The sequence below is a fragment of the Faucicola osloensis genome, from assembly GCF_020041925.1.
In the GTDB taxonomy this organism is placed as follows: domain Bacteria; phylum Pseudomonadota; class Gammaproteobacteria; order Pseudomonadales; family Moraxellaceae; genus Faucicola; species Faucicola osloensis_D.
Map to the genome: position 1 here is coordinate 162,595 of NZ_CP083409.1, position 24,583 is coordinate 187,177.

The window sequence follows — 24,583 nt, forward strand, 5'->3', positions numbered from 1 at the left end:
AAAATTTGACAACCCATGGTAACGACTGACACTAACACTTCCCAGCAACCCTTCTCAACCCTTGCGGCATTTTTGGCCGGTATTCGCATTGTGATGGTAAACACCACCTTGCCTGCCAATATCGGCTCTGCCGCCCGCGCCATGCACACCATGGGTCTAACGCAGCTCACGGTGGTGGCGCCCAAACTACCGATTGACGAAGATGCCTATGCCCATGCCGCAGGTGCCAAAGCAATTTTAGACGCTGTGACCATTTGTGACACCCTTGAGCAAGCCCTGCAAGATTGCCACTGGGTGATTGCTACCAGTAGTCGCCAACGCCATATTCCAAGACCCGTGTTATCGCCCCGACAAGCGGCCGAATTGATGGTCACTAATTTTCAAAACCTTAGCGATGTAATGACAGATGCTGCGCATCCTAATTGGCAACTTGCCATTGTGTTTGGTCGTGAAGATCGGGGTTTAACAAATGAAGAACTGCAATTGGCTGACTACCATATTCAAATTCCTGCCAATGCTGAGTATGGAGTGTTAAATGTGGCGGCTGCAGTTCAAGTGATTGCCAGCGTTTTTTACGAAACCGCCGAATTGGCATTAACAGCAAAAACAGCGGCTGAAAAATCCATTGATTTGACTTTTCGCCAGCAGTGGGACGAGCCGCCTATCTCAAATGAGCAGCGTTTACAGCTAGAAAATAGGCTGTTGTCATTGCTGGAGAATTTAGATATCTACAATCCCGCCCAATCTAAAGTGATGCCTCAGCGTATCAATCGACTTCTTAGTAGATTACAGCTTGATATTAAAGAATATCAGTTACTGCAAGCCGCCATCGCAAAATTACTCAAACGATAAAGCATTACTCAAACGATATATTATTAACCCGTTAAGCGCTCAAAGTTTATGTCTGCCACTGTTTTGCTTGCTGTTGTGTTTGTGCTGAGCTTAACGCTTGTCACTTGGCTACTCAATCAACTCCCCCAACGGATGATTGTAGGGTTTGATGCTACCCATCGTCATTCCCCATTAGATGGTATCCGTGGCATTTTAGCGCTATCAGTGTTTACTCATCACTTTTTTAAAAATTATTTCTTTCAAACGACGGGGCGATGGCAGTCACCCAATATTGATTTTTTTACCAACTTGGGTAGTGTGCCGGTATCGCTGTTTTTTTTAATTACCGGCTATTTATTTTTTGGTAAGCTCAAACAGCCATGGATGGATTGGCAATATCTTTATCGCTCTCGGCTGCAGCGTATTGTGCCGCTGTATCTGTTTTTGGGTATTTGTATCGTCGCTATCTATTTCACTCAGCAACATCCGCCGTTACCCCTGTCTGAGTGGCAGCAATGGACGCTGCGCTGGTTAAGCTTTAACAATCAGTCGCTTAAAGATTTTTACGCTTGGCCACTGGTCGCGGGCGCGGCTTGGACGCTACTTTATGAGTGGGGTTTTTATTTTAGCCTACCGTTACTGTTTTTATTGGTGCATCCCAAACAACTAAGCCATTGGCAAAATATCGCGATGCTGATAATAAGTTTGCCTATGTTGTATTATGTTTTCACCCATACTATTATCAAGCTATATTGGTTATTTTTGTTGGCTTTTTTTGCAGTTTGGCTGGAAGATTTTTTTAAAAACTTACTGGCAAAATTTCCTGCGCTTATATCAATCGCTTTATGCCTACTAACCCTGTTTATTTTATTTGAAACGTCGGCGTATTCTTATTGGCAAATGCTACTTTGTGGCTTACTGTTTTGTTTTATTGCCAACGGTTTTACGTATTTTGGCGTGTTATACCAACAAGCTCTAAAGGTCTTGGGTGAATTAAGTTATAGCTTGTATCTGACCCATGGTTTGGTCATGTATGTATGGTTTAACTTATTACACTTGCATGATTTTAGCCAATCGATGACCGCGTATGTGTGGACGTACCCGCTAGTGTTGATATTCGTTGTTATGTTTGCTGTTATAGGCTACCACTATATTGAAAAACCTTTGATGCATCGACCTAACTATCGCCGTGATGCGACAACAGTATTGCAATCATAGCGTAGCTTGATGAGTTCGTGATATCATAATCACTTAAAATTTTTATAAAATCGGTAGTCAGTATGTTGTCCGTCATCCAAAATTTATCCAAAAAAACCCAGACCATCAAAGCAGAATTACAAGAGGACATCCAAGCGGTGTTTGACCGTGACCCTGCGGCACGTAACACACTTGAAGTGCTGTTGACTTATCCTGGCGTCCATGCGCTATTGATTCACCGCGTCGCCCACAGTATGTGGCAACACAATAACAAAGGCTTGGCACGGTTTGTATCCTTTGGCAATCGATTTTTGACCGGGATTGAGATTCACCCTGCTGCAAAAATTGGGCGTCGATTCTTTATTGACCATGGCATGGGCGTGGTCATTGGTGAAACCGCCGAAATCGGTGATGACGTCACCTTGTATCATGGCGTCACGCTCGGTGGGGTATCATTAAATGAAGGCAAACGCCATCCCACGCTGGAAGATGGCGTGGTTGTCGGTGCAGGCGCCAAAGTATTAGGCGGATTTACCGTGGGTAAATATGCCAAAATCGGCTCCAATGCTGTCGTTGTCAAAGAAGTGCCTGCCGGTGCGACCATGGTAGGCGGTGCCGCGCGTTTGATTCATGATAAAGCAAAAGCGGAGCAAATGGGGCTTGATAGCTTGGCAAATAATGGGGTAACCCCAGCTGACGATTATATCGAAAAAACAACCGATGCTGAGCAGATGAAAGCGGTTCAACAAACCCCCGCTATTAATACCTCTGCTATTAATGAGGAAGATTGCAATAAAATTAAGTTAGAGCAAGCGGGCGTTTTTCATCAATATGGGATTGACCCTAACACCCAAGACCCTGTGGCAATGACTTTTATCAAAATGCTCGAGCACATTCGCCAGTCTGAAGCACGCCTTGATGAATTGCAAAGTGCGATGTGCAAATTAGATCCAAATTTCTGCAAAAAACAATATACCAAACTTGATGTACGTGATTTGGATGCCGTCGATCCGCAATTTTTTATGGAAGATGAATTGTAAAATAAATTCCACCCGATGTTAGATATGAGAGGTTATTGGGTGACTGCTTAGCAAAGCATCATCTTAACACCACCTTAAAAAGACTGCGGCGTTGGTGTGGGTTTAAGTAAAAACTGATTGCTTCGTTTGGTGGTTTGCAAATCCGCTAATACCTGATCTTGCCAACTTGTTTCTGCGCCAGTCAAAGTCACATCAGGTTTGATGCCTACGCCATCAATTTTCTCGCCTTTACTTGAGTAATAATGCGCGACCGTTAGCTTTACCGCTTCGCTGTCATTGATGGGTACAATGCTTTGGATAGAGCCTTTACCATAGCTGGTTTCGCCATATACCTTGGCACGTTGGTTATTTTGTAGCGCACTGGCTAATACCTCAGCCGCCGAAGCAGAATAACGATTTTGCAACACGACTAGCGGTAAGTCCGCAAATTGGGCTTTGCCGTGGGTGCGCATCACCTCTTGTATGCCTTGCCGATTTTTAATCTGCACCACCACTTTATCGTTCATAAATAAGCTTGCGATATCATTGGCAGCTGACAACACGCCACCTGGGTTATTGCGCAAATCGAGTACCAGCACGCTAAAGGGCTGATTTAATTTGGTGAGTGCCATTAAAAATTGCTGCTGGGTATTGTTTTGAAACACGGGGATTTGCACCACCGCAACCCCATTAATGATGTTGGTACTCATGGCTTGTTGTTGGACCAAGGTTCTTTGCACCACCACCAGATGTTTACGACGACCTTTATCCGAGACTAACAAGCGAGCCGTTGTCCCTGCGATACCTGTCAGCAGTTGATCGACATCTTGCGAGGTTCGCGTGCTGTCTAACTTATTATCATTGATTTGATGCAAATAATTGCCGCGCTGAATACCCGCTTTTGCAGCAGGCGAGTTGGGCAGCACATCATCAAACACCCAGCTATCTACATCGGCATGAAAACTCACACTCACGCCAATACTGCCAATATCGCCTTCGGTAAATAACCTTAAGTTTTCAAACGCGTTTGCGTCCAGATATTCAGAATAAGGATCGAGCGCCGCTAAAGTGCCTGCCATCGCATTGGCAAACAGCGATTCATCATCGACATTCGTCACATAGTTTTGACGGATGATATCAATCATTTTGACAAATTTTTCGACTGTGACGGGTGATACTGCCCCCAACGCCACTTGCTGGATTTGACCAGAAGCTGGCGCGATGGGCTGAGTGTCTTTTGCCTGAGTGTCTAGGTTTGGTTGAGTGGCAGGATTAGTCACCATAGGCGTGGTTGACGTAATATCCACTTCCCCGCCATCGTCAGCGCCGTCATCCGACAAATTGTCGTCATCAGCGCCATCGGGTATACCATCAGGTGTATTCACCACACTAAAGGGCACGGCATTAGGATTGACACCCGCAATCGCCTGAGTGATTGCAGGTGTTAATGCCGTTCTATTGGTTTTTGCCGCAACTGAGGTAGCAGATTTGACAGGTGGTTTGATAGGCGAACTGACAGTCGGTCGGCTAGCAGCATAACCCAATGAACCTATCCCCCATAATACCAGCACGATAACGTGTCTTTTGAAAGTAGGGTTAAATAGTGGTTTGAGACGCTGCGTTACCATAGAATAGTTGCACCCATTAACTGTTAGTTTGCTACGATTAAGCTTTCACCTGTCATTTCGGCAGGTTTGGCAAGGTGCATTAAGTCCAATAGGGTTGGCGCCACATCTGATAGCTTACCACCCGTGCGAATGTGCACGGTATCAGGCGCTTGCTCATTGACATAAATAAATGGCACTAGCTCTGTGGTATGCTGGGTGTGTACCTGTCCGCTATCATAATCTTGCATTTGTTCAACATTGCCATGGTCAGCGGTAATTAATAAATGCCCCTGATTGGCAATCACACAATCGGCAATGGTTTTCACACAGTTATCTAACGTTTCGACGGCCTTGACAGCGGCATCAAACACACCTGTGTGCCCTACCATATCGCCATTGGCATAATTCACAATCAGTACATCATACGCACCCGAATTGATGGCATTGGTCAATTTTTCAGTGACTTCTGGCGCACTCATTTCAGGTTGTAAATCATAAGTAGCAACCGCAGGCGAGTTGACCAAAATCCGCTGCTCCCCCTCAAACTCTGCTTCGCGCCCACCACTAAAAAAGAAAGTTACGTGAGCGTATTTTTCGGTTTCAGCAATGCGCAATTGGGTTTTGCCTTGCGCTTGCAAATATTCGCCTAAGGTGTTGGTTAGCGATGTCGGTTCAAAGGCAATACTGGTCACGCCATTGTTTTGTAATTCATCGGAATATTTGGTCAGCATCACAAATTTTGACAGCGTTGGCAGTTTTACACGCGTAAAGCCATCAAAATCAGCTGATACCAATGCTTGGCTGATTTCGCGGGCGCGGTCGGCACGAAAATTCATAAAAATCACACTGTCATTGTCTTGGATAGTACCAAAATCAGCGCTTTGGTTAGCATAACGCACCCAAGTCGGTTTGACGAACTCGTCACTTTCACCTGCGCCATACGCTGCGCTAATCGCCTCGGCACCTGATTGCACCACCCGTTCTGCTTTGGCTTGGGTCAGCAAATCATACGCTTGCTGTACCCGATCCCAACGTTTATCCCGATCCATCGCAAAGTAGCGACCAATAAGACTGACCAAATAAGCCGTGCCTTCATATCGCTCATTAAGCGTGGCAAGCGCTTGTTCTAATTGTGCGACATAATTGTCCGCACTTTTAGGCGGCGTGTCACGACCGTCCAAAAATGTATGGATAAATACCTGCTTTGCACCCTGCTGCAATGCCAGCTCCACCATCGCGACAATATGATCTTGATGCGAATGAACTCCCCCGTCGGATAATAATCCCATGATATGCACATTGGCTTGTCGGTCATTGGCAAGCTTTACTGCTTCGGTTAATGCAGGGTTGCTAAAAAATTGCTGTTCGCGGATTTCTTTGTGAATACGGGTAGAGTCTTGATACAAAATACGACCTGCACCCAAATTCATATGCCCGACTTCAGAGTTACCAAACTGTCCTGCGGGTAAACCCACGTCTTCACCTGACCCTGAAATCAAACCATGGGGATAATGCTGATACAAATAATCAAGGTTTGGGGTATGCGCGGCGGCAATCGCATTATCACGCTGATCTTCGCGATATCCAAAACCATCTAAAATCATCAACACATGGGGGATTTTTTTAACCGTCGATTGATGGGTAACCGAGTTAGACGCTTGATTCATTGTTGCCTCTAGAAAAGCTAAAATAAGGAAAATACAAAACTAGTATTAAAAAAATTTTGAAAATTATAGCATAGCTCGCTCCATCTCTTTAAACCAGATTTTGCGTCATTCTGTTAACTGCTAAGCGACATTAAGCGATATGATGAGAACAAAAAACCTTGTTATGTATTTTGAAGGTTTCAAGGGTATTTTGACTGTCAAGTGTGATTAATTTAATCAATCATTGAATTAATGAGCGAGCTTTTGCATAGCCTCGCTGAATCTGCTACAATAAATGCATCTGGGGTATTCGCCAGTTTATGGTTTTACCTGAGCTGATAATTTATATAAGGGTATGCGTTCTTTTCACTTGTTGTGCAAGCCTGCATCCAGCTACGCTGCGATGATTCAGGAAGCCTTAAGAGTGGTTGCCATACCCACCCTGAACGTTACAGTTCATGGGTTCACATAGACAGCGGTACTCTGGACCAAAATTTAATAAAAAAAACCATCTAACCCAATTCGGCTAGATGGTTTTTTTTGCTTAGCCATTGATTAACTTAAAAAAATCAATTTTGCCAATAAAATCACCGTTAACACCCAAACCGCAGGGCTAACTTCTTTATAACGCCCACTCACCAATTTGGCAATGGTATAGGTGATAAAACCTAGTGCAATCCCATCCGCGATTGAGAAAGTAAGCGGCGTCAACAGCAGCACTACCGCGACAGGTGATGCTTCGGTCAAGTCATCCCAATCAATCTCACGCAGCGTAAATAACATCAATACCGCGACATAAAAAATCGCCCCTGCCGTCGCATACGCAGGAATCATCCCAGCCAATGGCGCAAAAAATAACGCCAATAAAAATAACACACCTACTACAATCGCGGTCAAACCGGTGCGTCCACCTGCTGCCACCCCTGCTGTACTTTCTACATAACTCGTTACCGATGAAGTCCCTAGCAACGACCCTGCTACAGCCGCCGTTGAATCAGCAAACAAGGCTTTACCTAGATTCGGAATTTGACCATCGGTAGACATTAACCCAGCTTTTTTGGTCACGCCAATTAATGTGCCTGATGTATCAAATAACACCACAAATAAAAAGGCAAAAATCACGCTAACCATACTCACATCAAGCGCACCTGCAATATCTAACTGCATAAAGGTCGGTGCAATCGATGGCGGCATTGATACAATCCCTGAGTAATGGGTTTCCCCTGCCAACAAGCTAATCACCGTCACAATTAAAATTGACAACATCACTGCCGCAGGGACTTTACGCTGCACAAATACGACAATCAGAAAAAAACTCAAAATCGCCATCGCAGGACCAAAATCGGTGAGTTTGCCCATGGTCACAAATGTAGCGGGACTTGCCACAATGATGCCCGAGCTTTTAAGCGCAATAAATGCTAAAAACGCCCCAATCCCTGCGACGATACCTTGTTTAAGGGTATAGGGAATGGCGTTGATAATCCATTCACGCAGTTTAAAGGCACTAATCAGCACAAAGAGCAAGCCTGAAATAAATACCGCCCCCAACGCCACTTGCCAGCTTTTACCCATCCCCAAGACGACGGTAAAGGTAAAAAACGCATTCAAACCCATGCCAGGTGCCAATGCCACGGGCAAACGCGCAATCAATCCCATCAAAAAACAGCCCAGCGCTGAGGCTAGACATGTCGCTACAAATACCGCTCCTTTATCCATCCCAGCTTTTGCCAGCATGTCGGGATTGACAAAAATAATATAAGCCATGGTCAAAAAGGTTGTCAGACCTGCCAGAATTTCAGTTTTTATCGTTGTATTGCGGCCATCTATGCCAAAATAGCGCTCGATTACATTCATCTATATTCACCCAATTTATTCATCCAATTTATGCGTCTAGGTTGCATCTAGGTTGCATCTGTATCCGTTGTGTTGACAACGCTTTTGTGCCCGTTTTCTGCCCCATCGTCATTCAACAACGCCCAAGAAAAACCCCTTATTTTACCCTAGAATACGCCAGCAACAAATAACTGATTAAAATAAATAAAAAATAACTGGGAATTTTGAAGCCAATTTATTGCGCTGCAGCATTATTGGGCAAAGGGTAAAAATTGGCGGTTGTAAGTGATGAGTTGTGGTGGCGTGTTATTTTGCGTGCCATTTTGCGTATTGACTGGTGCTGGCATGGTTGTCGCTGACACACCAGAAGCAGCTGCTGAGTCATTGTCAGCTTTGGGTAAAATCTTAGCGATTTGGCTATGCAAAAAAAGCTGCTTGTCGTCACTTTTGACGCTGACAACGACGTGAAAACTTTGACTTTGGGTGGCTAACAGCTTGGCGATGCTTGCTTTGTTACGCTCGTCAATGTTGGCAAAACTTGGCACTGCCCACAATTGAGTCAAGTTTTGCACCGGTAGATTGTTTTCTCGGGCATTCGCCCAATTGATGATTGCCGTATCGTCGATTTGTTGGGTAGCCGCCACATTTGAAGCTGCGCTAGTGTCTTGCCCAGATTGTGGGGCGTCATCACTGTCCGAATGGTTTGAGCCTTGCGGATGGTTGCCGTTGGTTGCGGTGGGTGAATTCACTAGTATGCTTAATAGTTCGGGCTTCACTGTGTTGATATTCATGGGTAGATAGTATGGCACTGCGGTCAGATACGGCGCTAATTTTTGCAATCCTTCGCTATCCATACCGCGCACATATTGCAATTCATTGATTGAGATAAAAGGCTGATTAGCGATACCCATCGCCATTTTTTTGCCCGTACTTTGATAATACGCTGCTTCTGCGCCACCATCGGCACGGGTGTCACTGTCTGGGTCTTGCCAATCAAGCACCGCCATCGCAATGTTGGGCGATAAGCCATTGGCTTGTAACAACGCTTGAAAAAAAGCCAGTGCCGTATCATCCACTTTGCCATCGTGATACAGGTTGTTAACATTAAAACGGCTAGCATCATCGTCGATTTTAATACTGACTTTGGCTTGATTCAGGGTTTGCTCTGCCAGCGGTTTTGCCCAAGCGTCTGCTAAACTATCGACTTGGTTGACTTGGCTGTCTTGCGCGATCAAATTGGTCGCCATAGCTTCACCTGCCAAGGCATATTCTTTAAGCTGCCCTTGACCTTTGGTCAGCTCAAATTCTCGAATCATCACTTTTTGATTGGCAAGCATACTGCCTGCCACGATGGTAATCGCCACCACCAACAACAAAATAGTCAGTAGCGCCATCCCTTGTTGCCCATGCCGATATGGGTGGCTTGCTATGGCAACATTTGCAAAAATTTTAGATGGAGTGCGGTTTGTTGGCATGGTGTATTTGCTAAAATTTGATTGAATTATGGGTTGGGTGCGTTTGGCGGGGTACTGGGTAACGCAAATCGCCAAGTAATAGGCTCGCCTTGGTAACTAAAACTAAGCTCGATACCGCGTGGTAACTGCTGATACGGCGTTAAATCTATACTGTTTTGCAAATTGCTATTTTTATCTGTTACGTTATCAGGCGCGTTAGGGAGCGGATTGGTTGAAGCATTGGCCGTTTGATTGGTGTTTTTTTGCGCTCGTATTTGCTGAACTTTTTGCAGGGTGGCTTCATCTGGAAAAACACTCACCGCGTCAGGCGTCAATGCTCGCCAACTGGCATCCTTGATACCTGTCAATAATACACTGGTTGCAGGGGTTTCGTTATTGTCGTCTAACTGGTAAAAACGCTTTTTAGTTAGCGTTTCCCCTGCGACCGAATATTGTATTTTTGCTAGCATAGGTGACGGCTGATAACGCGGATCGGGCGCGGCAAAACGGATAAAACTCATTTGTGACGCATTTAATACAAAGGTTGGTGTCATAGCGGCAGTATTGGCTGATGCCGTATCATTGGTATTGGCATCGCCAGTCGCTGATAGTATTGGCACCGCCACATAATTGCTGGTTTGTGCCAAATCTTGCGACAGCTGTAAATAAGCATAATCAAGCTGTGATAATGATTTTTGATGTTGGTAGCCGCGCTCGCGACTTTTGGTCAGACTATCCATAATCTGCCATCCCGCCAATGCTAGCATCGCAAAAATCACCAACGCAATCATCAGTTCGATTAAGGTAAAGCCTTGCTGGGATGTTTTATGCTGCGCGGTTGCAGCAGAGGAATCCATAGAAAAAGGGCTCACGGCGTTGTCCCCATATCCTTTACCAATACTGCATCAATATCCACCACGTCTTTTTTTGGTGTGCCATCAACAATAGGTGCCACGCGAATATGAATGGGTTGGACAAAGCCTTGGCTGGTTGGTGTGGTTTGCGGTGAGATAACCACTTGCCATTGACGACCTTGCGAGGTGATTTGCCGAGTATCAGACGCCGAGAGCCAAGTTTTTTGTACTCGTAATTCTGCCAGCGTATTTTGCGCCACATAATAGCCAAAGGTTCGTGTTTTCATGTTATCCACGGATTGCACATAACTGCGACTGGCTTGGCTGGCTGATATTGCAACCACCGCCAAAATCGCTAACGCCACCATGACTTCAAGTAACGTAAATCCTTGCTGATTCTGTCTTGTAGTCAGTCTATTTGAGGTAGCCAGTCTATTTAAGGTGGCCACAGTCATTTTGCCACCTCGATTGCCCCAGCTTGGTTGACGATGATGGGATTGCCAACCGCAAAGGTTTGTTTGTCGGCATTGGTTTTTTGGATGCTGATTTGCACCGGTGTCGCCTCGCCTGTCCCAAACCACACCACAGGCGGTGCTTCGCTGCCGCTTAACCAGTTGGCGGCAGGTTGGGTATTTTGGGTAGCGTTAGTATTAAATGGGTTATCCAGTGGGCGGATTTTGACGTCAAGGTTGTCTGGCACATCCAGCGGTGGGATTTGTTTTTCTATCACCCATTGTGGGGGCGCAGGTTGCGAGGTTATGGCGGCATTGGCATTGCCAACAGCACTTTGAGGATTAGTAAAAGCGTTTTCTAATTTAACCACCACCAGCTGATTGGGCGCGTCATTTTGCGGCAGTTTGATTGCCAACCCATAAGGCTGCATGCGTTCTGTTGATAACAAACGTACATAATTAAGATTACTGGTCAGACGCTCATAAAACGCCGTGTTTCTACGATTTTCACTACCGCCCACCGATAAACTCATCATCGCAGCAAAAATAGATAAAATGACGATGACTACCATAATTTCGATTAAGGTAAAACCTTGTTGCCCACCCATCGCACTGGGTGCAGGAGTGAAAGTTTTACAAGACCGACCAAACAGCAATCGCATCGTTATGCACTCAGACAAAACAGGGATAGTTTATAAAGCTTAACCGGGGATAATGATAGTTAACTAGTATTCTTTGACATTTATTATTTAACATTGCGCGGCGTTAGGCTTGACTCAGTCTGTGAAGTTGCCGTATCAGTAGAATTGCTAGGTAGGTTCGCCCCAGTAGGCGCATCGACTGATTGTACCGCAGCAGGGTATTGCTTGGGAATATCTAAAATATGCTGAACCAAGGCAAAACGTAAGGTATCGCGGCGACCAAGATAGCGTTGGTAAAAACTAGAATTCAGCAGTCCTGCACCGCCTTGACCCATCGCCCAAATGGTTGACAGATAGTCTCGGGTACTCATGGTGCTGTGTAGCGATTGCAGGTATTCAGCCGTGGTATTGATTAATCGCTTCATGCGTTCACGGCGAATTTCATACAACTGTGAAAAAAGTTTATTAAGCCCTACGGCAGAATTGGCTAAGCGTTCTTCAATTTGGTTGAGTAATATGGCTTTTTGCGGATTGATGAGTTGAAACAGGGTAAGACGTGCCACACCTGCGGCAGGACAATCGCCGACTTCGCTTAGCGCAAGTAGTTGTTGCTCATGACGGATAATGATGCGTAAAAACAATTCATCTTTGCTGGTAAAATGCTTGTATAGCGTACCTTTGGCTAAGTCTAGCTGCTCGGCTAAACTATCTAAGGTGATATCACCTTCCCCAGACTCTAATAGCAACTGCTCGGCAACTGCCAATATGACTTCTTCACGATTTTTGAATTGTTGTTGACGACTCATTGATTACTCCATCAGTCTGTTCTAGTAGCCCCTATTGTTGACGAGACCCGTTACATCAACCCATCTACGCACAACTGTTAAATGATAAAAAAATGCTTGCTTAATAACCTTGCATAGTAACTTTGCTTAATAACCTCGCATAGTACCTAGCTTAGCAACCTCGCATAGTAACTTTGCTTAGAAACATAGAAGCAAGGTTGCTACGTATGATACATGACTGATGAGTCATTGCCAAATGTTTTATCACATAAATTTTATTACCTACTTAATAAAGTATAAAGATTTGTTTAACTATTTTTAAGCATATTGATGTAGTAATGCGTCAAAATTTTGGTGGGTTAAGCGCGCGAACTCAGCCACTGGCATGTCATAATGCTTGGCGAGAAAATCCGCCACATAGGGTACAAAAGCAGGTTCGTTAGATTTGCCGCGTTTGGGCACTGGCGCCAGATATGGGCTGTCGGTTTCAATCAAAATGCGATCTTTAGGCAGTTTTTTCGCCACTGCTTGTAATTCAGTGGCGTTTTTAAAGGTCACAATCCCTGATAAAGAAATATAAAAACCCAAGTCCAAGGCTTTTTTGGCGGTGTCATAATCTTCCGTAAAGCAATGAATAATGCCATGCTCGGCTTTTTCTGCTTTTAATAAGTCCAATGTATCGTGTTTCGCCTCACGGGTGTGGACGATAATGGGTTTTTTTAGGTGTTGACTGGCATGAATATGGCGGGCAAAGCTCGCTTTTTGTTCTATGCTGTTTTCTATTGACCAATAATAATCAAGCCCGGTCTCGCCAATCGCCCAAACATGCGGCTGATTTGCCATTTCAACGAGTGTTTCAACTGTTGCACTTTTTAGCATGGCAATATCTTCGCAGGGATGCACGCCCACACTCATCCCCAACGTTAGCCCGTCAATTTTTGTATTGATAATCTCATAAATAGCATCGTATTCATCCAGCTCACACATAATCGCCATAATCCGCTGCACATTGGCATCCTTGGCGGCTTGTAAGGCTAGACGGATATCACCTTGATATTTTTCTAAATCCAAACGGTTTAGATGGGCATGGGTATCGGTAAACATATCACTCTCTTTTTTTAATTGATTGACGCTTAAATAAGGCTGCGGCGCATAAATTCAATCAAATGCACCGTCAAAGCGTTAGTCATCGGGTAAAAATTCTTGCAGCACTTGGTTTAAAAATAAAAACCCTTGCGCTGTGCAGTGGATATGGTCACCGCTTAACTCAACCAAACCCCGATTGTGTAGTTGTATCAATTGCGGCTCAATGACTGACCATGCTAAGCCTGTTCTTTCTATCCAAAACTGTTTGGGCACGCCATTTTTTAGCCGCAGCCCATTCATCATAAATTCAAACGGTAAATCAGACGGCTTGATGGCTTGCCAACCTATCGCCGACTGATTAACCCTATAATCTTTTGGTAAGCGAGATTTGCTAAAACGGTAAATACCATCAGGCCGCGTGACTTTACCATGCGCGCCTGCCCCAATCGCCAAATAATCGCCAAACTGCCAATAGTTGAGATTATGCTGACTGGGCTGAAAATCCACCTGTCTTGACCATGCCGACACTTCGTATTGCACAAATCCATTGGCTTTCAAAAGCTGAGCGCCTTGCTCAAAAATATCCACCAATATCTCGTCATCGGGCAAAATCGGCGTATTGCGATAAAACACGGTATTGGGCTCAATGGTAAGCTGATACCATGAAATATGCGAAACGCCCAAATCAATCGCTTGCTGCAAATCGCTCAGCGCGTCTGTCAGTGTTTGGTTGGGCAAGCCATGCATTAAGTCGACATTTAACTTTTTAAACCCTGCTTGCTGGGCATTGGCAATAGCTAAAAGCGCTTGCTGCGGGTTATGAATCCGCCCCAAGGCGGCAAGTTTTTGGGTTTGAAAACTTTGTACGCCAAGCGACAACCGATTGATACCCACCGCTAAATACTCATGAAATGGCGCATGCTCCACGGTGGCAGGATTGGCTTCCATGGTGATTTCACAATCGTCAGTCAGTGTTAACTGAGCATTGATACCCGCAAAAAGCTGCCGATATTGCGCAATGGGTAGTAGCGATGGCGTGCCGCCCCCAATAAAAATGGCGGCAATCTTGCGCCCTTGTACAAAGCTTAGCTGGGTTTTTAAATCGTCTAATAAGGCATCGACATAGCCTACAAAATCAATCGGTATACGGCTTTCATGTGAATTAAAATCACAATAAGGGCATTTTTTAACACACCAAGGAATATGGATATAAAGCGATAAAGGGATAAGGTTTGGATTTGGCATTAATCAGTAACTAATTCATTTGATTGATAATTTAACACGCTATAGCCAATAATTTTTTGATGATAATCGCTACTATTTGGCTATACTTTAAAAAATAACAATGGTAGCATAGCCCCAAACTTTTATTTTGATTTTATTTAATAATTTATCGCTATTAGTTATTGCTATTTCATCTATTATCAAGGAAGGATTGTCATCATGTCATATACCCAAGCGCCTGATAAAAAAGCGCCTTATAAAAAAGCATCTTATAAAAAGTGCCATGTAAAAAGGTGCCTTATAAAATAGGCATGCTAAACTCACAGGCTATCAAGCCATGATTGAAGCGCTTTAAAAGCTATTGTTGTAAAAAAGCCTTTATCAAATTCTGGCAATATTTGATAAAGGCTTTTTTATGTTGATGCTATCACAATCAAACGCTAACTTTTTTTGACCTGTTAATTTGCTGACCTGTTAAACAACAAATTAAACAATAAAAAATCATGCCGCAAAATCTGTTAAACTGCCGCCTTTATTGAATTTTCTACGCATATTTGGTCATTACATGCTGTCAGCTATTGCTCGTCAAGACTTAAAACAATTATTTGTCTTGACCTTACCTATTTTAATCACCCAGATTTGCCAGTCAGGGCTCGCCTTGGTCGATACCTTACTCGCTGGGCAAGTCTCCGCGCTAGATTTATCAGGCGTGGCAATCGGTGCGGGTATTTGGATGCCCACGTTTTTGCTAGCAGTTGGTATTTTGCTTGCCACCACGCCATTGATTGGGGAAGCGATTGGTCAGCAGCGACTACAAAAAGTGCCGTTTATTACCCAACAATCGCTTTGGCTGGCGCTTATCATCGGTATGATAGGGTTTGTGGCGGTCAATCAGCTGCATTATTTGTTTGATTGGATGAAGGTACCGAAGGATATTCAGCATATCGCGCAAAAATTCTTGTTTGGTATCTCTTTTGGGTTTCCTGCAGTCTGTCTATATACCTCGCTGCGCTGCTACACCGAAAGCTTGAAACATCCCACCGTGGTCATGGTGATTAGCCTCATTGGTTTGATTTTAAATGTGCCGCTCAGCTATGCGTTTATTCATGGCGTGACCTTTGGTGAAACTGTGCTGATTCCTGCCATGGGCGGCGCAGGCTGTGGTTTTGCCTCTGGGATTGCGTTATGGATAAATTTACTGATGTTGGTAAGCTATTTGACTTTGAGTCCCCAGTCAGATTTTGCCAATCAACGGTTTTTTGCCAATTTTGCCGGCATGGATTTTGCTCAGTTGCGTCAGCAATTATCGATTGGCATTCCCATTGGCATGTCGATTTTTTTTGAAGTAAGCGCCTTTAGTCTAGCTTCCATTATCATCAGCCCACTGGGTGAAATCGCGGTGGCAAGCCATCAGGTAGCGTTGACGATTTCATCGCAGTTATTTATGTTCCCGTTTTCAGTCGCGATGGCGCTCACCATCATGGTGTCAAATCGCTATGGCGCCAAAGATTACCGAGAGCTTAAACGTATCAAGCTCATCGGCATTGCCGTAGCCACGTCATTTGCGGTGATTAGCATGTTGTTAACTGCCATTTTTCGGCAAGCCCTGCCAACTTTCTTTAGTGAAAATCCCCAAGTGATTGAGCAAGCCGCGCTGTTGTTATGGTTTGCCACCGTGTATCAGTTGTTTGATGCCTGGCAGGTCAATTTTGCGGGAATTTTGCGCGGTATGCAAGATACCACAGTGCCGATGTTTATCACCTTGTTTTGCTATTGGGTGGTGGCGATTCCGCTGGGTACTTATTTGGTGCGCCATACCGATATGGGGGCTAAAGGGTTTTGGATCGCGCTGGTTGCAGCGCTGGGATTGGCGTCACTGCTGTTAGGGACGCGTTTATTACGTCAGCAAAAACGCTTAAAAATGGCTTGGCTATAAAAATAAGTCGGTAATAAAAACGACTTGAAAAAAAATGAGTGGCAATAATTAGCAAATTTACTTAGGCTATTTATTGTGGATTATTGGTTATGGTCATGAATTGATGACGATGTTTGGGGTATTCAACCGATGATTTTTATAGCGATTTTAAATTAAAATCAAAGTAAAAATAAAATAAAAAAGGGCGAACTAACGCCCTTTTTTATCGTTCATGAAAGCTTGTTAATTAAAGTTTTCGCCAGTGAAGATACCATCAAATAGCACACTGGATAAATAACGCTCACCACTGTCTGGCAAAATAACCACAATGGTTTTGCCTTGCATCTCAGGGCGGCTTGCTAGTTGATGAGCCGCTTGCAGCGCTGCACCGCAAGAGATACCACATAAAATACCTTCTTGGGTCATCGCCCGTCTTGCCCATGCAATCGCATCATCGCCCGTTACCGTGATGACTTCATCAAGTAAATCAAGCGCAAGATTTTTTGGGATAAAGTTGGCGCCAATCCCTTGGATTTTATGCGGACCTGGGGTAATGGGTTTGCCTTCACGCGTCTGGGTAATAATCGGTGATTCTGCAGGTTCAACCGCGACGGTATAAAGCGGCTGGTTTTTGATTTGTTTAAAATAACGGGCGATACCTGAAATCGTCCCGCCTGTACCCACGCCTGCCACTAGCGCATCGACCTTACCCGCGGTGGCATTAAAAATCTCAGGTGCGGTAGTTTTGACATGGGTGTCAGGGTTGGCAGGGTTATCAAATTGTTGTGGCAAAAAGTATTCGCCAGGATGGTTATCATAGATTTCTTGCGCAGCTTCCACCGCGCCTTTCATACCTAGCGAAGGTTCAGTGAGCACCAAGTGTGCGCCCAAGGCGGCTAGCACTTTACGGCGCTCCATACTCATCGAGGCTGGCATGGTCAGCGTGATTTTATAGCCTTTGGCGGCTGCCACAAACGCCAGCGCAATCCCCGTGTTACCGCTGGTCGGCTCGATGATTTGCATACCTGGCTTTAATAACCCTGCTTGCTCGGCGGCTTGCACCATGCCCGCACCGATTCGGCATTTGACCGAAAACGCCGGGTTACGTGACTCAATCTTGGCAAGCACAGTCACTCCCTGTGGCATGATATGATTAAGACGCACCAGTGGCGTGTTACCAATAGTATCGGCATTGTTGGCATATACCGCTGTACCAAGGTTGGCGGGTGCGGTGTAGTGATCATCAGGTTGTTGTAGCATAATCATTCCCTTTTTTTTGTGCTGTATTTTTTTAGTGGTCGTTCAAGTAATTTTTTAAGTATTAGCTTTAGAATTTTACGTCAGCGATTGCGCGGTGTCTAACGCCATTTGGTTAATTTAATATACCAAATTTGTCTAAGCACTACTCAGCAATATCGCATTATCATTTGCCAAAACTGCCAAAATTAGCGACAATGACCTACCTTTTTTTGGATTGTAGGAAAAAATTATGTCATTACAACAGATTATTGAAGATGCGTTTGAAAACCGTGCCAACTTCAACCCCAATGACGCCACCGACGATGTGCGTGCCGCCGTCAATGAAGTCCTCGCTCAGCTCGATGCCGGCACCTTGCGGGTGGCAGAAAAAAAAGACGGTGAATGGATCGTCAACCAATGGGTCAAAAAAGCGGTATTATTATCCTTTCGTCTGAACGACAACCGCATCATGAATGGCGGTCGTGACCTGCAGTTCTTTGATAAAGTCGAAACCAAATTTTCAGACTGGGGCGATGAACAATTTGCCAAAGCGGGCGTGCGCGTGGTGCCACCTGCTGTCGCGCGTAAAGGCTCATACATTGCCAAAGGCGCTATCTTAATGCCATCTTATGTCAATATCGGCGCCTATGTCGATGAAGGCACGATGGTCGATACGTGGGCGACGGTGGGGTCATGCGCCCAAATCGGTAAAAACGTGCATCTATCAGGCGGTGTCGGCATTGGCGGCGTCCTTGAGCCGCTACAAGCCAACCCAACCATCATTGAAGACAACTGCTTTATCGGTGCGCGCTCAGAAATCGTTGAAGGTGTAATTGTTGAGGAAGGCTCGGTGATTTCGATGGGCGTGTATATCGGTCAATCAACCAAAATCCTAGACCGCGAAACAGGCGAAATCAGTTACGGTCGTATTCCTGCAGGTTCGGTGGTCGTGTCGGGCAGTTTGCCAAGTAAAGACGGCTCGCATAGCTTGTACTGTGCGGTAATTGTGAAAAAAGTAGACGCACAAACCCGCTCTAAAACCTCCATCAACGATTTGCTCAGAATGGACTAGATTTTTAGTCAAGATAACCGTAAATTATTTAAAGCAAATCAGCCATGGTTTGCTTTTTTTGTAGCCTTCAGCAAATTTTATAGCCTTTATTAAAGGAAACAGTATGTCGTCACAACAAAACACCCCGTATGACAACGGCATTGCCGTGCGCAAACAAGTCATGGGCGAAGCGCATGTGGAGCGTGCCATGTCACAAGTCACCGAATTTACCGCTCCGCTACAGGACTGGATTAATGAACACGCCTGGGGCTCAACATGGCAACGCGACGCCACTGATGGAAAAGGCCTTGATCGTAAAACCCGCTCGCTAGTCACCCTTGCCTTTTTAATCGCGCAAAAATCACCCACAGAACTAAAAGGTCATATTCGCGGGGCGATTAATAACGGCGCAAGCGTGGCAGAAATTCAAGAAGTGCTACTACATAGCCTACCTTACTGCGGTGCACCAGCAGCACAAGAAGCTTATCGTGCTGCAGTGGACGTGTTAACCGAAATGAAATTGCTTTAACCGCTGAACACAAAGATTTATTGGCATAAATTTGATAAAATAAACGCTAATTTTTATTAGTTAATCACATTTATGCCAAATTCAACGCTACCCATCCGCAATACCGCCATTCCCACCACTGACCCCGAAGCAGGACTTAAAATCACTGAGATTTTTTACTCGCTGCAAGGTGAAGCTTTGACCGCAGGATTGCCGACGATTTTTATTCGCTTGACGGGCTGCCCGCTGCGCTGCGTGTATTGTGATACCGAATATGCCTTTGTCGGCGGCGAGCGCATGAGTTTGGCAGGGATTTTGGCAGTGTGTCAGAGTTTTCCGTGCCAGCGTATTTGTTTGACAGGCGGCGAACCTTTAGCCCAGCCCAATGCAATCGCTTTGATGAACTTGCTACTGGCGCATGGCTACGAGATTTCGCTTGAAACTTCGGGCGCGCTGTCCGTGGCAGAGGTGCCAACGGCAGTCTCTAAGGTCATGGATATCAAAACCCCAAGCTCTCAAGAAGCCGATAAAAATCTGTGGCAAAACCTCCCCTACTTAACTACCCATGACCAAATCAAATTTGTCATTATGAATCGTGACGATTATGACTGGTCAAAACAAATCCTCGCAGACTACCAACTGGATACAAAAGTCGCAACGGTATGGTTTTCTCCGATGTTTAATGTGGAAGAACGTCAAGCCAATGTACCTACCCTTGCCACTGACTTGGCAGAATGGATACTTGCCGATGCGCTGCCGGTGCGTTTTCAACTGCAACTGCATAAAATCATTTGGGCAGATGCCAAAGGCAAATAGCCGCTGTTAAATAGCCCCTGTCAAATCGTTAAAACACAACTTAGGGAAATATCAAGCCAATGGGAAAGATGATTGTTTGGGGGCTGATTGCGTCGGCTTTTTTTAGCACGTCATTTGTACTGTATCAATTAATGAGTGTACAAGGTGGACATTGGTTTTGGTCAGCAAGTTTTCGCTGTTTTTTTATGTGGCTGTTGTTATCGGTTTTTATTTTGCTACAAAACAAACTCAATCCGTCCAAGCTATTAGAACTATGTAAACTATTTGCCAGTCATTGGCAGTTTTGGTGTGTGACCGGCGGCATTGGACTTGGCACGTATGGGCTGCTGGCGTTTGCGGCGGATTATGCCGAAGGCTGGGTGATTGCCGCGACCTATTTATTTACTGTGGTGGCAAGTTTGGTGGTGCTGAGTTTTTTTGGGCAATCATTTCAAAAAAAAGTCATTGTCTATTCGGTGATTGTATTTATCGGTGTGGTACTTGCCAATGTAGGTGAAGGATTAAGGCATAGCACGAGCCAAGGCACTGATTGGCATGCTTTGTTGCTATTTGGTGCGCTACCTGCCTTTATTGCCAGTTTTTGTTTTCCCTTAGGTAATCAATTGATTTGGCAAGCAGGACAACCCAAAGAGGGCACCACCCATCCTACCGATGAAATAAGCAAGGCAGCGAGCAATGAAACGCGCAAAGTAACGAGCGAATTGGCAACGAGCAAATTGCTACAAAAAGTGCCGCAAGTGACTTCCCCACTGCTATCAAATCCCTTGCATAAAGTCTGGCTGATGTCGCTAGGGTCATTGCCGATGTGGCTGCTATTAGGCGTCATAGTACAACCGCCCGCGCCCAGTGTCTCACAAATAACCATTAGTTTTTTGGTTGCGTTGATGGCAGGTGTGCTTGGTACGACCACTTTTTTACATGCCCGTAGTCTTGCCAAACAGCCACAACAACTGGCCGCCGTCGATGCCACACAAGGCAGTGAAATTATTTTTGCGTTGTTAGGCGGTATGTTGCTGCTGCATACGCCCATGCCATCAGGCTTAAGTTTTGTGGGGATTGCGTTGGTGATTATTGGGCTTGTGCTGTTTGCCAAGCAACGCTAGCGGTAGTCCACGTTGTGATAGTTTGCTATAATGCAGGCACTTTTACGTTAACCCTTTATTTAACCGATTAGGATTATTTGATGAATACTTTGACCGCTCTTTCACCTATTGATGGTCGCTATGCCAGTAAAGTGGATAGTTTACGTCCTTACCTGTCAGAATTTGGCTTGATTCATGCCCGTGTGACGGTGGAAGTGCGCTGGTTGCAGACCCTTGCCAATCATGCAGATATTCATGAAATTCAGCCTTTTTCCGCAGCGACCAATGAGCGCTTAGACGCGATTGTAGCCAATTTTAGCGAAGCAGACGCGATGCGTATCAAAGACATCGAACGCACCACCAACCATGATGTCAAAGCCGTTGAATACTTTTTAAAAGAAAAAATTGCCGATATCGATGCACTAAAAGACGCGGGTGAATTTATCCATTTTGCCTGTACCTCTGAAGACATCAATAACTTATCACACGCATTGATGTTAAAATCAGGTCGCGACGTACTGGCGCAATCGATGCAAAAAATCATTGATGAGATTGCAGCCCTCGCCGAAACCCATGCCGACCAACCCATGCTGTCACGCACGCATGGGCAAACCGCAAGCCCAACGACTTTGGGTAAAGAAATGGCAAACGTGGCATACCGTCTGCATCGCCAGCTCAAGCAATTTAATAACGTAGAATTGCTAGGTAAAATCAATGGTGCGGTGGGCAACTACAACGCGCACCTGTCAGCCTACCCACATATTGACTGGGCAAAAAATGCCGAAAACTTTGTCACCAGCCTTGGGTTGACCTTTAATCCCTATACCACCCAAATTGAGCCACATGACTATATCGCCGAATTGTTTGACGCCCTGCGCCGTTACAATACCATTTTGATTGATTTTAACCGCGATGTATGGACGTATATCTCCTTGGGTTATTTCAAACAAAAACTCAAAGATGGCGAAGTGGGCTCATCCACCATGCCACACAAAGTCAACCCAATCGACTTTGAAAACTCAGAAGGTAATCTAGGTATTGCCAATGCCATGCTCGCGCATTTGGGTGAAAAATTGCCGATTTCTCGTATGCAGCGCGACTTGACCGACTCGACAGTCCTTCGCAATATGGGAGTGGGTTTTGCCCATAGTCTGATTGCCTTTGACGCCTGCTTAAAAGGTATTGGCAAATTAGAGCTTAACGCCAATCGTCTCAATGAAGACTTGGACCTTGCCCAAGAAGTGTTGGCGGAGCCAATCCAAACCGTGATGCGTCGCTACAATGTTGAAAAACCCTATGAGAAACTAAAAGCCTTGACCCGCGGTCAAGCCATGACTCGTGAGATGATGGTCAACTTTGTCAATGGTGATGAACTGGCAGCCGTACCAGAAGCTGAGCGTCAACGTTTGGCTGATTTGACCCCTGCCACTTATACAGGTAATGCAGCACAGCAAGCCAAAAACTTGAAAAATTTATTAAAATAAGACTTTTTCGCTCATCAAAAAGGGCGCCTAAGCGTCCTTTTTTTACATGACTTTTTTACATGATTTTTTTACATAAATTTTTTTAGATAAATTTGTTGATTGAGCTTTGGGTTATCTTTTGGCATAGCCTTGTTGGTTAAGATAAGGCAACACGTCGGGACGGACGGGTTTATCCAAATAACTTTCAATGGTGTGCACCCAATCTGACCCTGCTTGACCACGCGCCGCATAATAATCCGCAACGGTTTGGTTATACTGGTCTAATGCGGATTTATCAGCGGGTTTATATTGGTTGGTGGAAACTACCAATGCCTTTGGCAAACGTGGACGCATGGCAGGGTTTTGGTCAGGGTAACCCAATGCCATGCCAAATAGCGGCACCACGCCTTGTGGCAGTTTGAGTATGTCGCCCATCCGTCTGATGTCATTGCGGATACTGCCCAAATACACACCACCCAATCCCATACTCTCAGCCGCTAGTAGCAGATTTTGCGCCATAATGGCTGCATCAACCGCCCCAACAATGGTGACTTCAGTCCAATCAATTTGCGCATTGGGTACAAGGGTTTGGTGGCGGTGGTTGTCCATACAAAAAATTAGCAGCTCGGCACACTGCTCCACATAGGGATGACCGTATTTTTCCCCGTCTTTGGCTTGCTGGGCATCGGCACAAATACGGCGTATGTCATAGCGCTGCGATGCATCTGTCACCCGAATGATGCTTGCCGACTGCAAAAATCCCGATGATGAGCCTGCCATCCCCGCTTCGATAAGCTGCTCAAACGTTGCTGCATCTATTGGCTGGTTGGTAAATTTGCGAATCGAGCGATGATTGAGTATCGTCTCTAGGGTGGGTTTACTGTCACTATGCTCACTATGCGTTGTCATGATTTTCCCTGTTATGGTTTGCCTTGTTATGGTTTGTGTTGTTATAAGTTGAATTATGTTTTGATTAGCCTTAGGGTTGGTATTTTTGAATCAGCTTTTGCGCTTGCACAATCACCGGCGTATCGACCATCTGTCCATCCATGGCAAATGCGGCAAGCCCTGTCTGTGCATAATGGTCAACCACTTTTTTGGCAAAGGCAAGCTGTGCTTGGCTCGGTCTAGCCAGTGCATTGACAATGGCGACTTGGTTGGGATGAATACACAGCATCCCTGAAAAACCCAAATCGCGCCACCAATTAACGCGCTGGGTCAATCCGTCATCGTCATTAAAAGGTGGATACACGCATTCAATCGGTGGGGTGAGCGCATTGATAGCACTATGCAAGGTTAGCTGATAACGGATTTGGTTGGCGACCATCTGCCCTGCCTCGCTGTCTGCGCGCACGCCCAATTTTTCACAGATATCCAAAAAGCCAAAACTGAGCGCAGTCAATCCTGCTGCAGCGGCGATGTCAGGTATATTTGCCATGCCTTTGGGCGTCTCAATTAACGCAATCATGGGTTTGGCGAGGGCATGACGGACGCGGTCAATCTCTATGGCGTGCTCGACTTTGGGTAGCACTACCCCAATCACGTTGTTCATCGCAGACGCTGGTAAAGATTTGAGCAAATCAATATCGCCCGCTTGGTGGTTGCTACTTGCGGCATTGATACGCACCCAAACAGGCTGGGCATCAGCGCCGCTTAGATAATTGACCACATTGTCACGCGATTGCATTTTGACACTATCACTGACCGCATCTTCTAAGTCAATTATCACCGTATCTGCGCCACGGGCAAAGGCTTTTTCCACCCGCTCAATATTGATGGCGGGTACAAACAAATAACTGGTTGCGCTCAATCCCTTGGGTTTTGCTACATTGTTTTCGCTCATGCGACATCCTTTTTCGTCCATTTTTGATGAGATATTC

22 protein-coding genes and 1 other RNA gene are annotated in these 24,583 nt (G+C 45.3%); 10 read left to right on the plus strand and 13 right to left on the minus strand.

Annotated features, from left to right (window positions below; all coding sequences use genetic code 11):
- The first annotated feature begins 15 nt into the window (after window positions 1–15).
- The 3 genes from LAJ61_RS00690 to cysE all read left to right on the plus strand — a co-directional run bounded on the left by LAJ61_RS00690 (window position 16) and on the right by cysE (window position 3,068).
- Window positions 16–852, plus strand: a complete 837-nt coding sequence (locus LAJ61_RS00690) for an RNA methyltransferase (RefSeq protein ID WP_224054085.1) — start codon at window positions 16–18, stop codon at window positions 850–852.
- Window positions 853–900: 48 nt separating this feature from the next.
- The gene (locus LAJ61_RS00695; RefSeq protein WP_224054086.1) at window positions 901–2,049 is read left to right on the plus strand and encodes an acyltransferase family protein; all 1,149 of its coding nucleotides are present in this window, start codon (window positions 901–903) and stop codon (window positions 2,047–2,049) included.
- Between the two features lie 104 nt (window positions 2,050–2,153).
- A complete protein-coding gene (gene cysE / locus LAJ61_RS00700; RefSeq protein ID WP_409035003.1) occupies window positions 2,154–3,068 on the plus strand; it encodes a serine O-acetyltransferase in 915 nt (304 codons plus the stop codon).
- A gap of 74 nt (window positions 3,069–3,142) precedes the next feature.
- Here the strand turns inward: cysE and LAJ61_RS00705 are convergent, their stop codons facing one another.
- A complete protein-coding gene (locus LAJ61_RS00705) occupies window positions 3,143–4,675 on the minus strand; it encodes a S41 family peptidase (protein WP_224054088.1) in 1,533 nt (510 codons plus the stop codon).
- Between the two features lie 23 nt (window positions 4,676–4,698).
- Window positions 4,699–6,321 (minus strand): 2,3-bisphosphoglycerate-independent phosphoglycerate mutase, encoded by a 1,623-nt coding sequence (gpmI, locus tag LAJ61_RS00710; protein WP_224054089.1) that lies wholly within the window; start codon window positions 6,319–6,321, stop codon window positions 4,699–4,701.
- A 274-nt stretch (window positions 6,322–6,595) separates the two neighbouring features.
- Here gpmI and ssrS point away from each other — a divergent pair.
- Window positions 6,596–6,794, plus strand: a non-coding RNA gene (gene ssrS / locus LAJ61_RS00715) — 6S RNA.
- 61 nt (window positions 6,795–6,855) lie between these two features.
- Here ssrS and LAJ61_RS00720 read toward each other — a convergent pair.
- From LAJ61_RS00720 to hemW, 8 genes are all read right to left on the minus strand, one after another.
- Complete coding sequence (locus LAJ61_RS00720) at window positions 6,856–8,154, minus strand: NCS2 family permease (RefSeq protein WP_060995436.1); 1,299 nt, start codon at window positions 8,152–8,154, stop codon at window positions 6,856–6,858.
- A 230-nt stretch (window positions 8,155–8,384) separates the two neighbouring features.
- On the minus strand, window positions 8,385–9,608 hold the full coding sequence (gspK, locus tag LAJ61_RS00725; protein WP_224054090.1) for a type II secretion system minor pseudopilin GspK: 1,224 nt from the start codon (window positions 9,606–9,608) through the stop codon (window positions 8,385–8,387).
- A gap of 26 nt (window positions 9,609–9,634) precedes the next feature.
- Window positions 9,635–10,459, minus strand: coding sequence for a type II secretion system minor pseudopilin GspJ (gene gspJ, locus LAJ61_RS00730; protein ID WP_224054091.1), 825 nt, complete (start codon window positions 10,457–10,459; stop codon window positions 9,635–9,637).
- Entirely contained in the window at window positions 10,456–10,896 is a 441-nt protein-coding gene (gene gspI / locus LAJ61_RS00735) for a type II secretion system minor pseudopilin GspI (RefSeq protein ID WP_224054092.1), read from the minus strand. Before gspI ends, gspJ begins: the two co-directional genes overlap by 4 nt.
- Complete coding sequence (locus LAJ61_RS00740) at window positions 10,893–11,555, minus strand: pilus assembly FimT family protein (RefSeq protein WP_224054093.1); 663 nt, start codon at window positions 11,553–11,555, stop codon at window positions 10,893–10,895. The genes gspI and LAJ61_RS00740 overlap by 4 nt, the downstream gene beginning before the upstream one ends.
- Window positions 11,556–11,638: 83 nt before the next feature.
- On the minus strand, window positions 11,639–12,340 hold the full coding sequence (locus tag LAJ61_RS00745) for a TetR/AcrR family transcriptional regulator (RefSeq protein ID WP_224054094.1): 702 nt from the start codon (window positions 12,338–12,340) through the stop codon (window positions 11,639–11,641).
- A 297-nt stretch (window positions 12,341–12,637) separates the two neighbouring features.
- Window positions 12,638–13,423: a TatD family hydrolase gene (locus LAJ61_RS00750; RefSeq protein ID WP_224054095.1), complete on the minus strand. Its 786-nt coding sequence runs from the start codon at window positions 13,421–13,423 to the stop codon at window positions 12,638–12,640.
- A gap of 78 nt (window positions 13,424–13,501) precedes the next feature.
- Window positions 13,502–14,650 carry a radical SAM family heme chaperone HemW gene (hemW, locus tag LAJ61_RS00755; protein ID WP_224054096.1) on the minus strand — a complete coding sequence of 383 codons (1,149 nt, stop codon included), beginning with the start codon at window positions 14,648–14,650 and terminating at the stop codon, window positions 13,502–13,504.
- Window positions 14,651–15,194: 544 nt separating this feature from the next.
- Here hemW and LAJ61_RS00760 point away from each other — a divergent pair.
- A complete protein-coding gene (locus tag LAJ61_RS00760) occupies window positions 15,195–16,565 on the plus strand; it encodes an MATE family efflux transporter (protein WP_224054097.1) in 1,371 nt (456 codons plus the stop codon).
- Between the two features lie 222 nt (window positions 16,566–16,787).
- Here the strand turns inward: LAJ61_RS00760 and cysK are convergent, their stop codons facing one another.
- On the minus strand, window positions 16,788–17,804 hold the full coding sequence (gene cysK / locus LAJ61_RS00765; protein ID WP_224054098.1) for a cysteine synthase A: 1,017 nt from the start codon (window positions 17,802–17,804) through the stop codon (window positions 16,788–16,790).
- A gap of 229 nt (window positions 17,805–18,033) precedes the next feature.
- Between cysK and dapD the strand changes: the two genes are divergently transcribed.
- The 5 genes from dapD to purB all read left to right on the plus strand — a co-directional run bounded on the left by dapD (window position 18,034) and on the right by purB (window position 22,724).
- The gene (gene dapD / locus LAJ61_RS00770; RefSeq protein ID WP_224054099.1) at window positions 18,034–18,855 is read left to right on the plus strand and encodes a 2,3,4,5-tetrahydropyridine-2,6-dicarboxylate N-succinyltransferase; all 822 of its coding nucleotides are present in this window, start codon (window positions 18,034–18,036) and stop codon (window positions 18,853–18,855) included.
- A gap of 103 nt (window positions 18,856–18,958) precedes the next feature.
- Window positions 18,959–19,363, plus strand: coding sequence for a carboxymuconolactone decarboxylase family protein (locus LAJ61_RS00775; protein ID WP_224054100.1), 405 nt, complete (start codon window positions 18,959–18,961; stop codon window positions 19,361–19,363).
- 72 nt (window positions 19,364–19,435) lie between these two features.
- Window positions 19,436–20,158, plus strand: a complete 723-nt coding sequence (queE, locus tag LAJ61_RS00780) for a 7-carboxy-7-deazaguanine synthase QueE (RefSeq protein WP_224054101.1) — start codon at window positions 19,436–19,438, stop codon at window positions 20,156–20,158.
- Window positions 20,159–20,217: 59 nt separating this feature from the next.
- On the plus strand, window positions 20,218–21,261 hold the full coding sequence (locus tag LAJ61_RS00785; RefSeq protein ID WP_224054102.1) for a multidrug resistance efflux transporter family protein: 1,044 nt from the start codon (window positions 20,218–20,220) through the stop codon (window positions 21,259–21,261).
- 80 nt (window positions 21,262–21,341) lie between these two features.
- A complete protein-coding gene (gene purB / locus LAJ61_RS00790) occupies window positions 21,342–22,724 on the plus strand; it encodes an adenylosuccinate lyase (protein ID WP_224054103.1) in 1,383 nt (460 codons plus the stop codon).
- 111 nt (window positions 22,725–22,835) lie between these two features.
- On the opposite strand, the gene nfsA is transcribed toward purB, so the two are convergent.
- Entirely contained in the window at window positions 22,836–23,612 is a 777-nt protein-coding gene (nfsA, locus tag LAJ61_RS00795) for an oxygen-insensitive NADPH nitroreductase (RefSeq protein ID WP_224054104.1), read from the minus strand.
- A 70-nt stretch (window positions 23,613–23,682) separates the two neighbouring features.
- Complete coding sequence (locus LAJ61_RS00800; protein ID WP_224054105.1) at window positions 23,683–24,546, minus strand: HpcH/HpaI aldolase/citrate lyase family protein; 864 nt, start codon at window positions 24,544–24,546, stop codon at window positions 23,683–23,685.
- Between the last annotated feature and the right edge of the window lie 37 nt (window positions 24,547–24,583).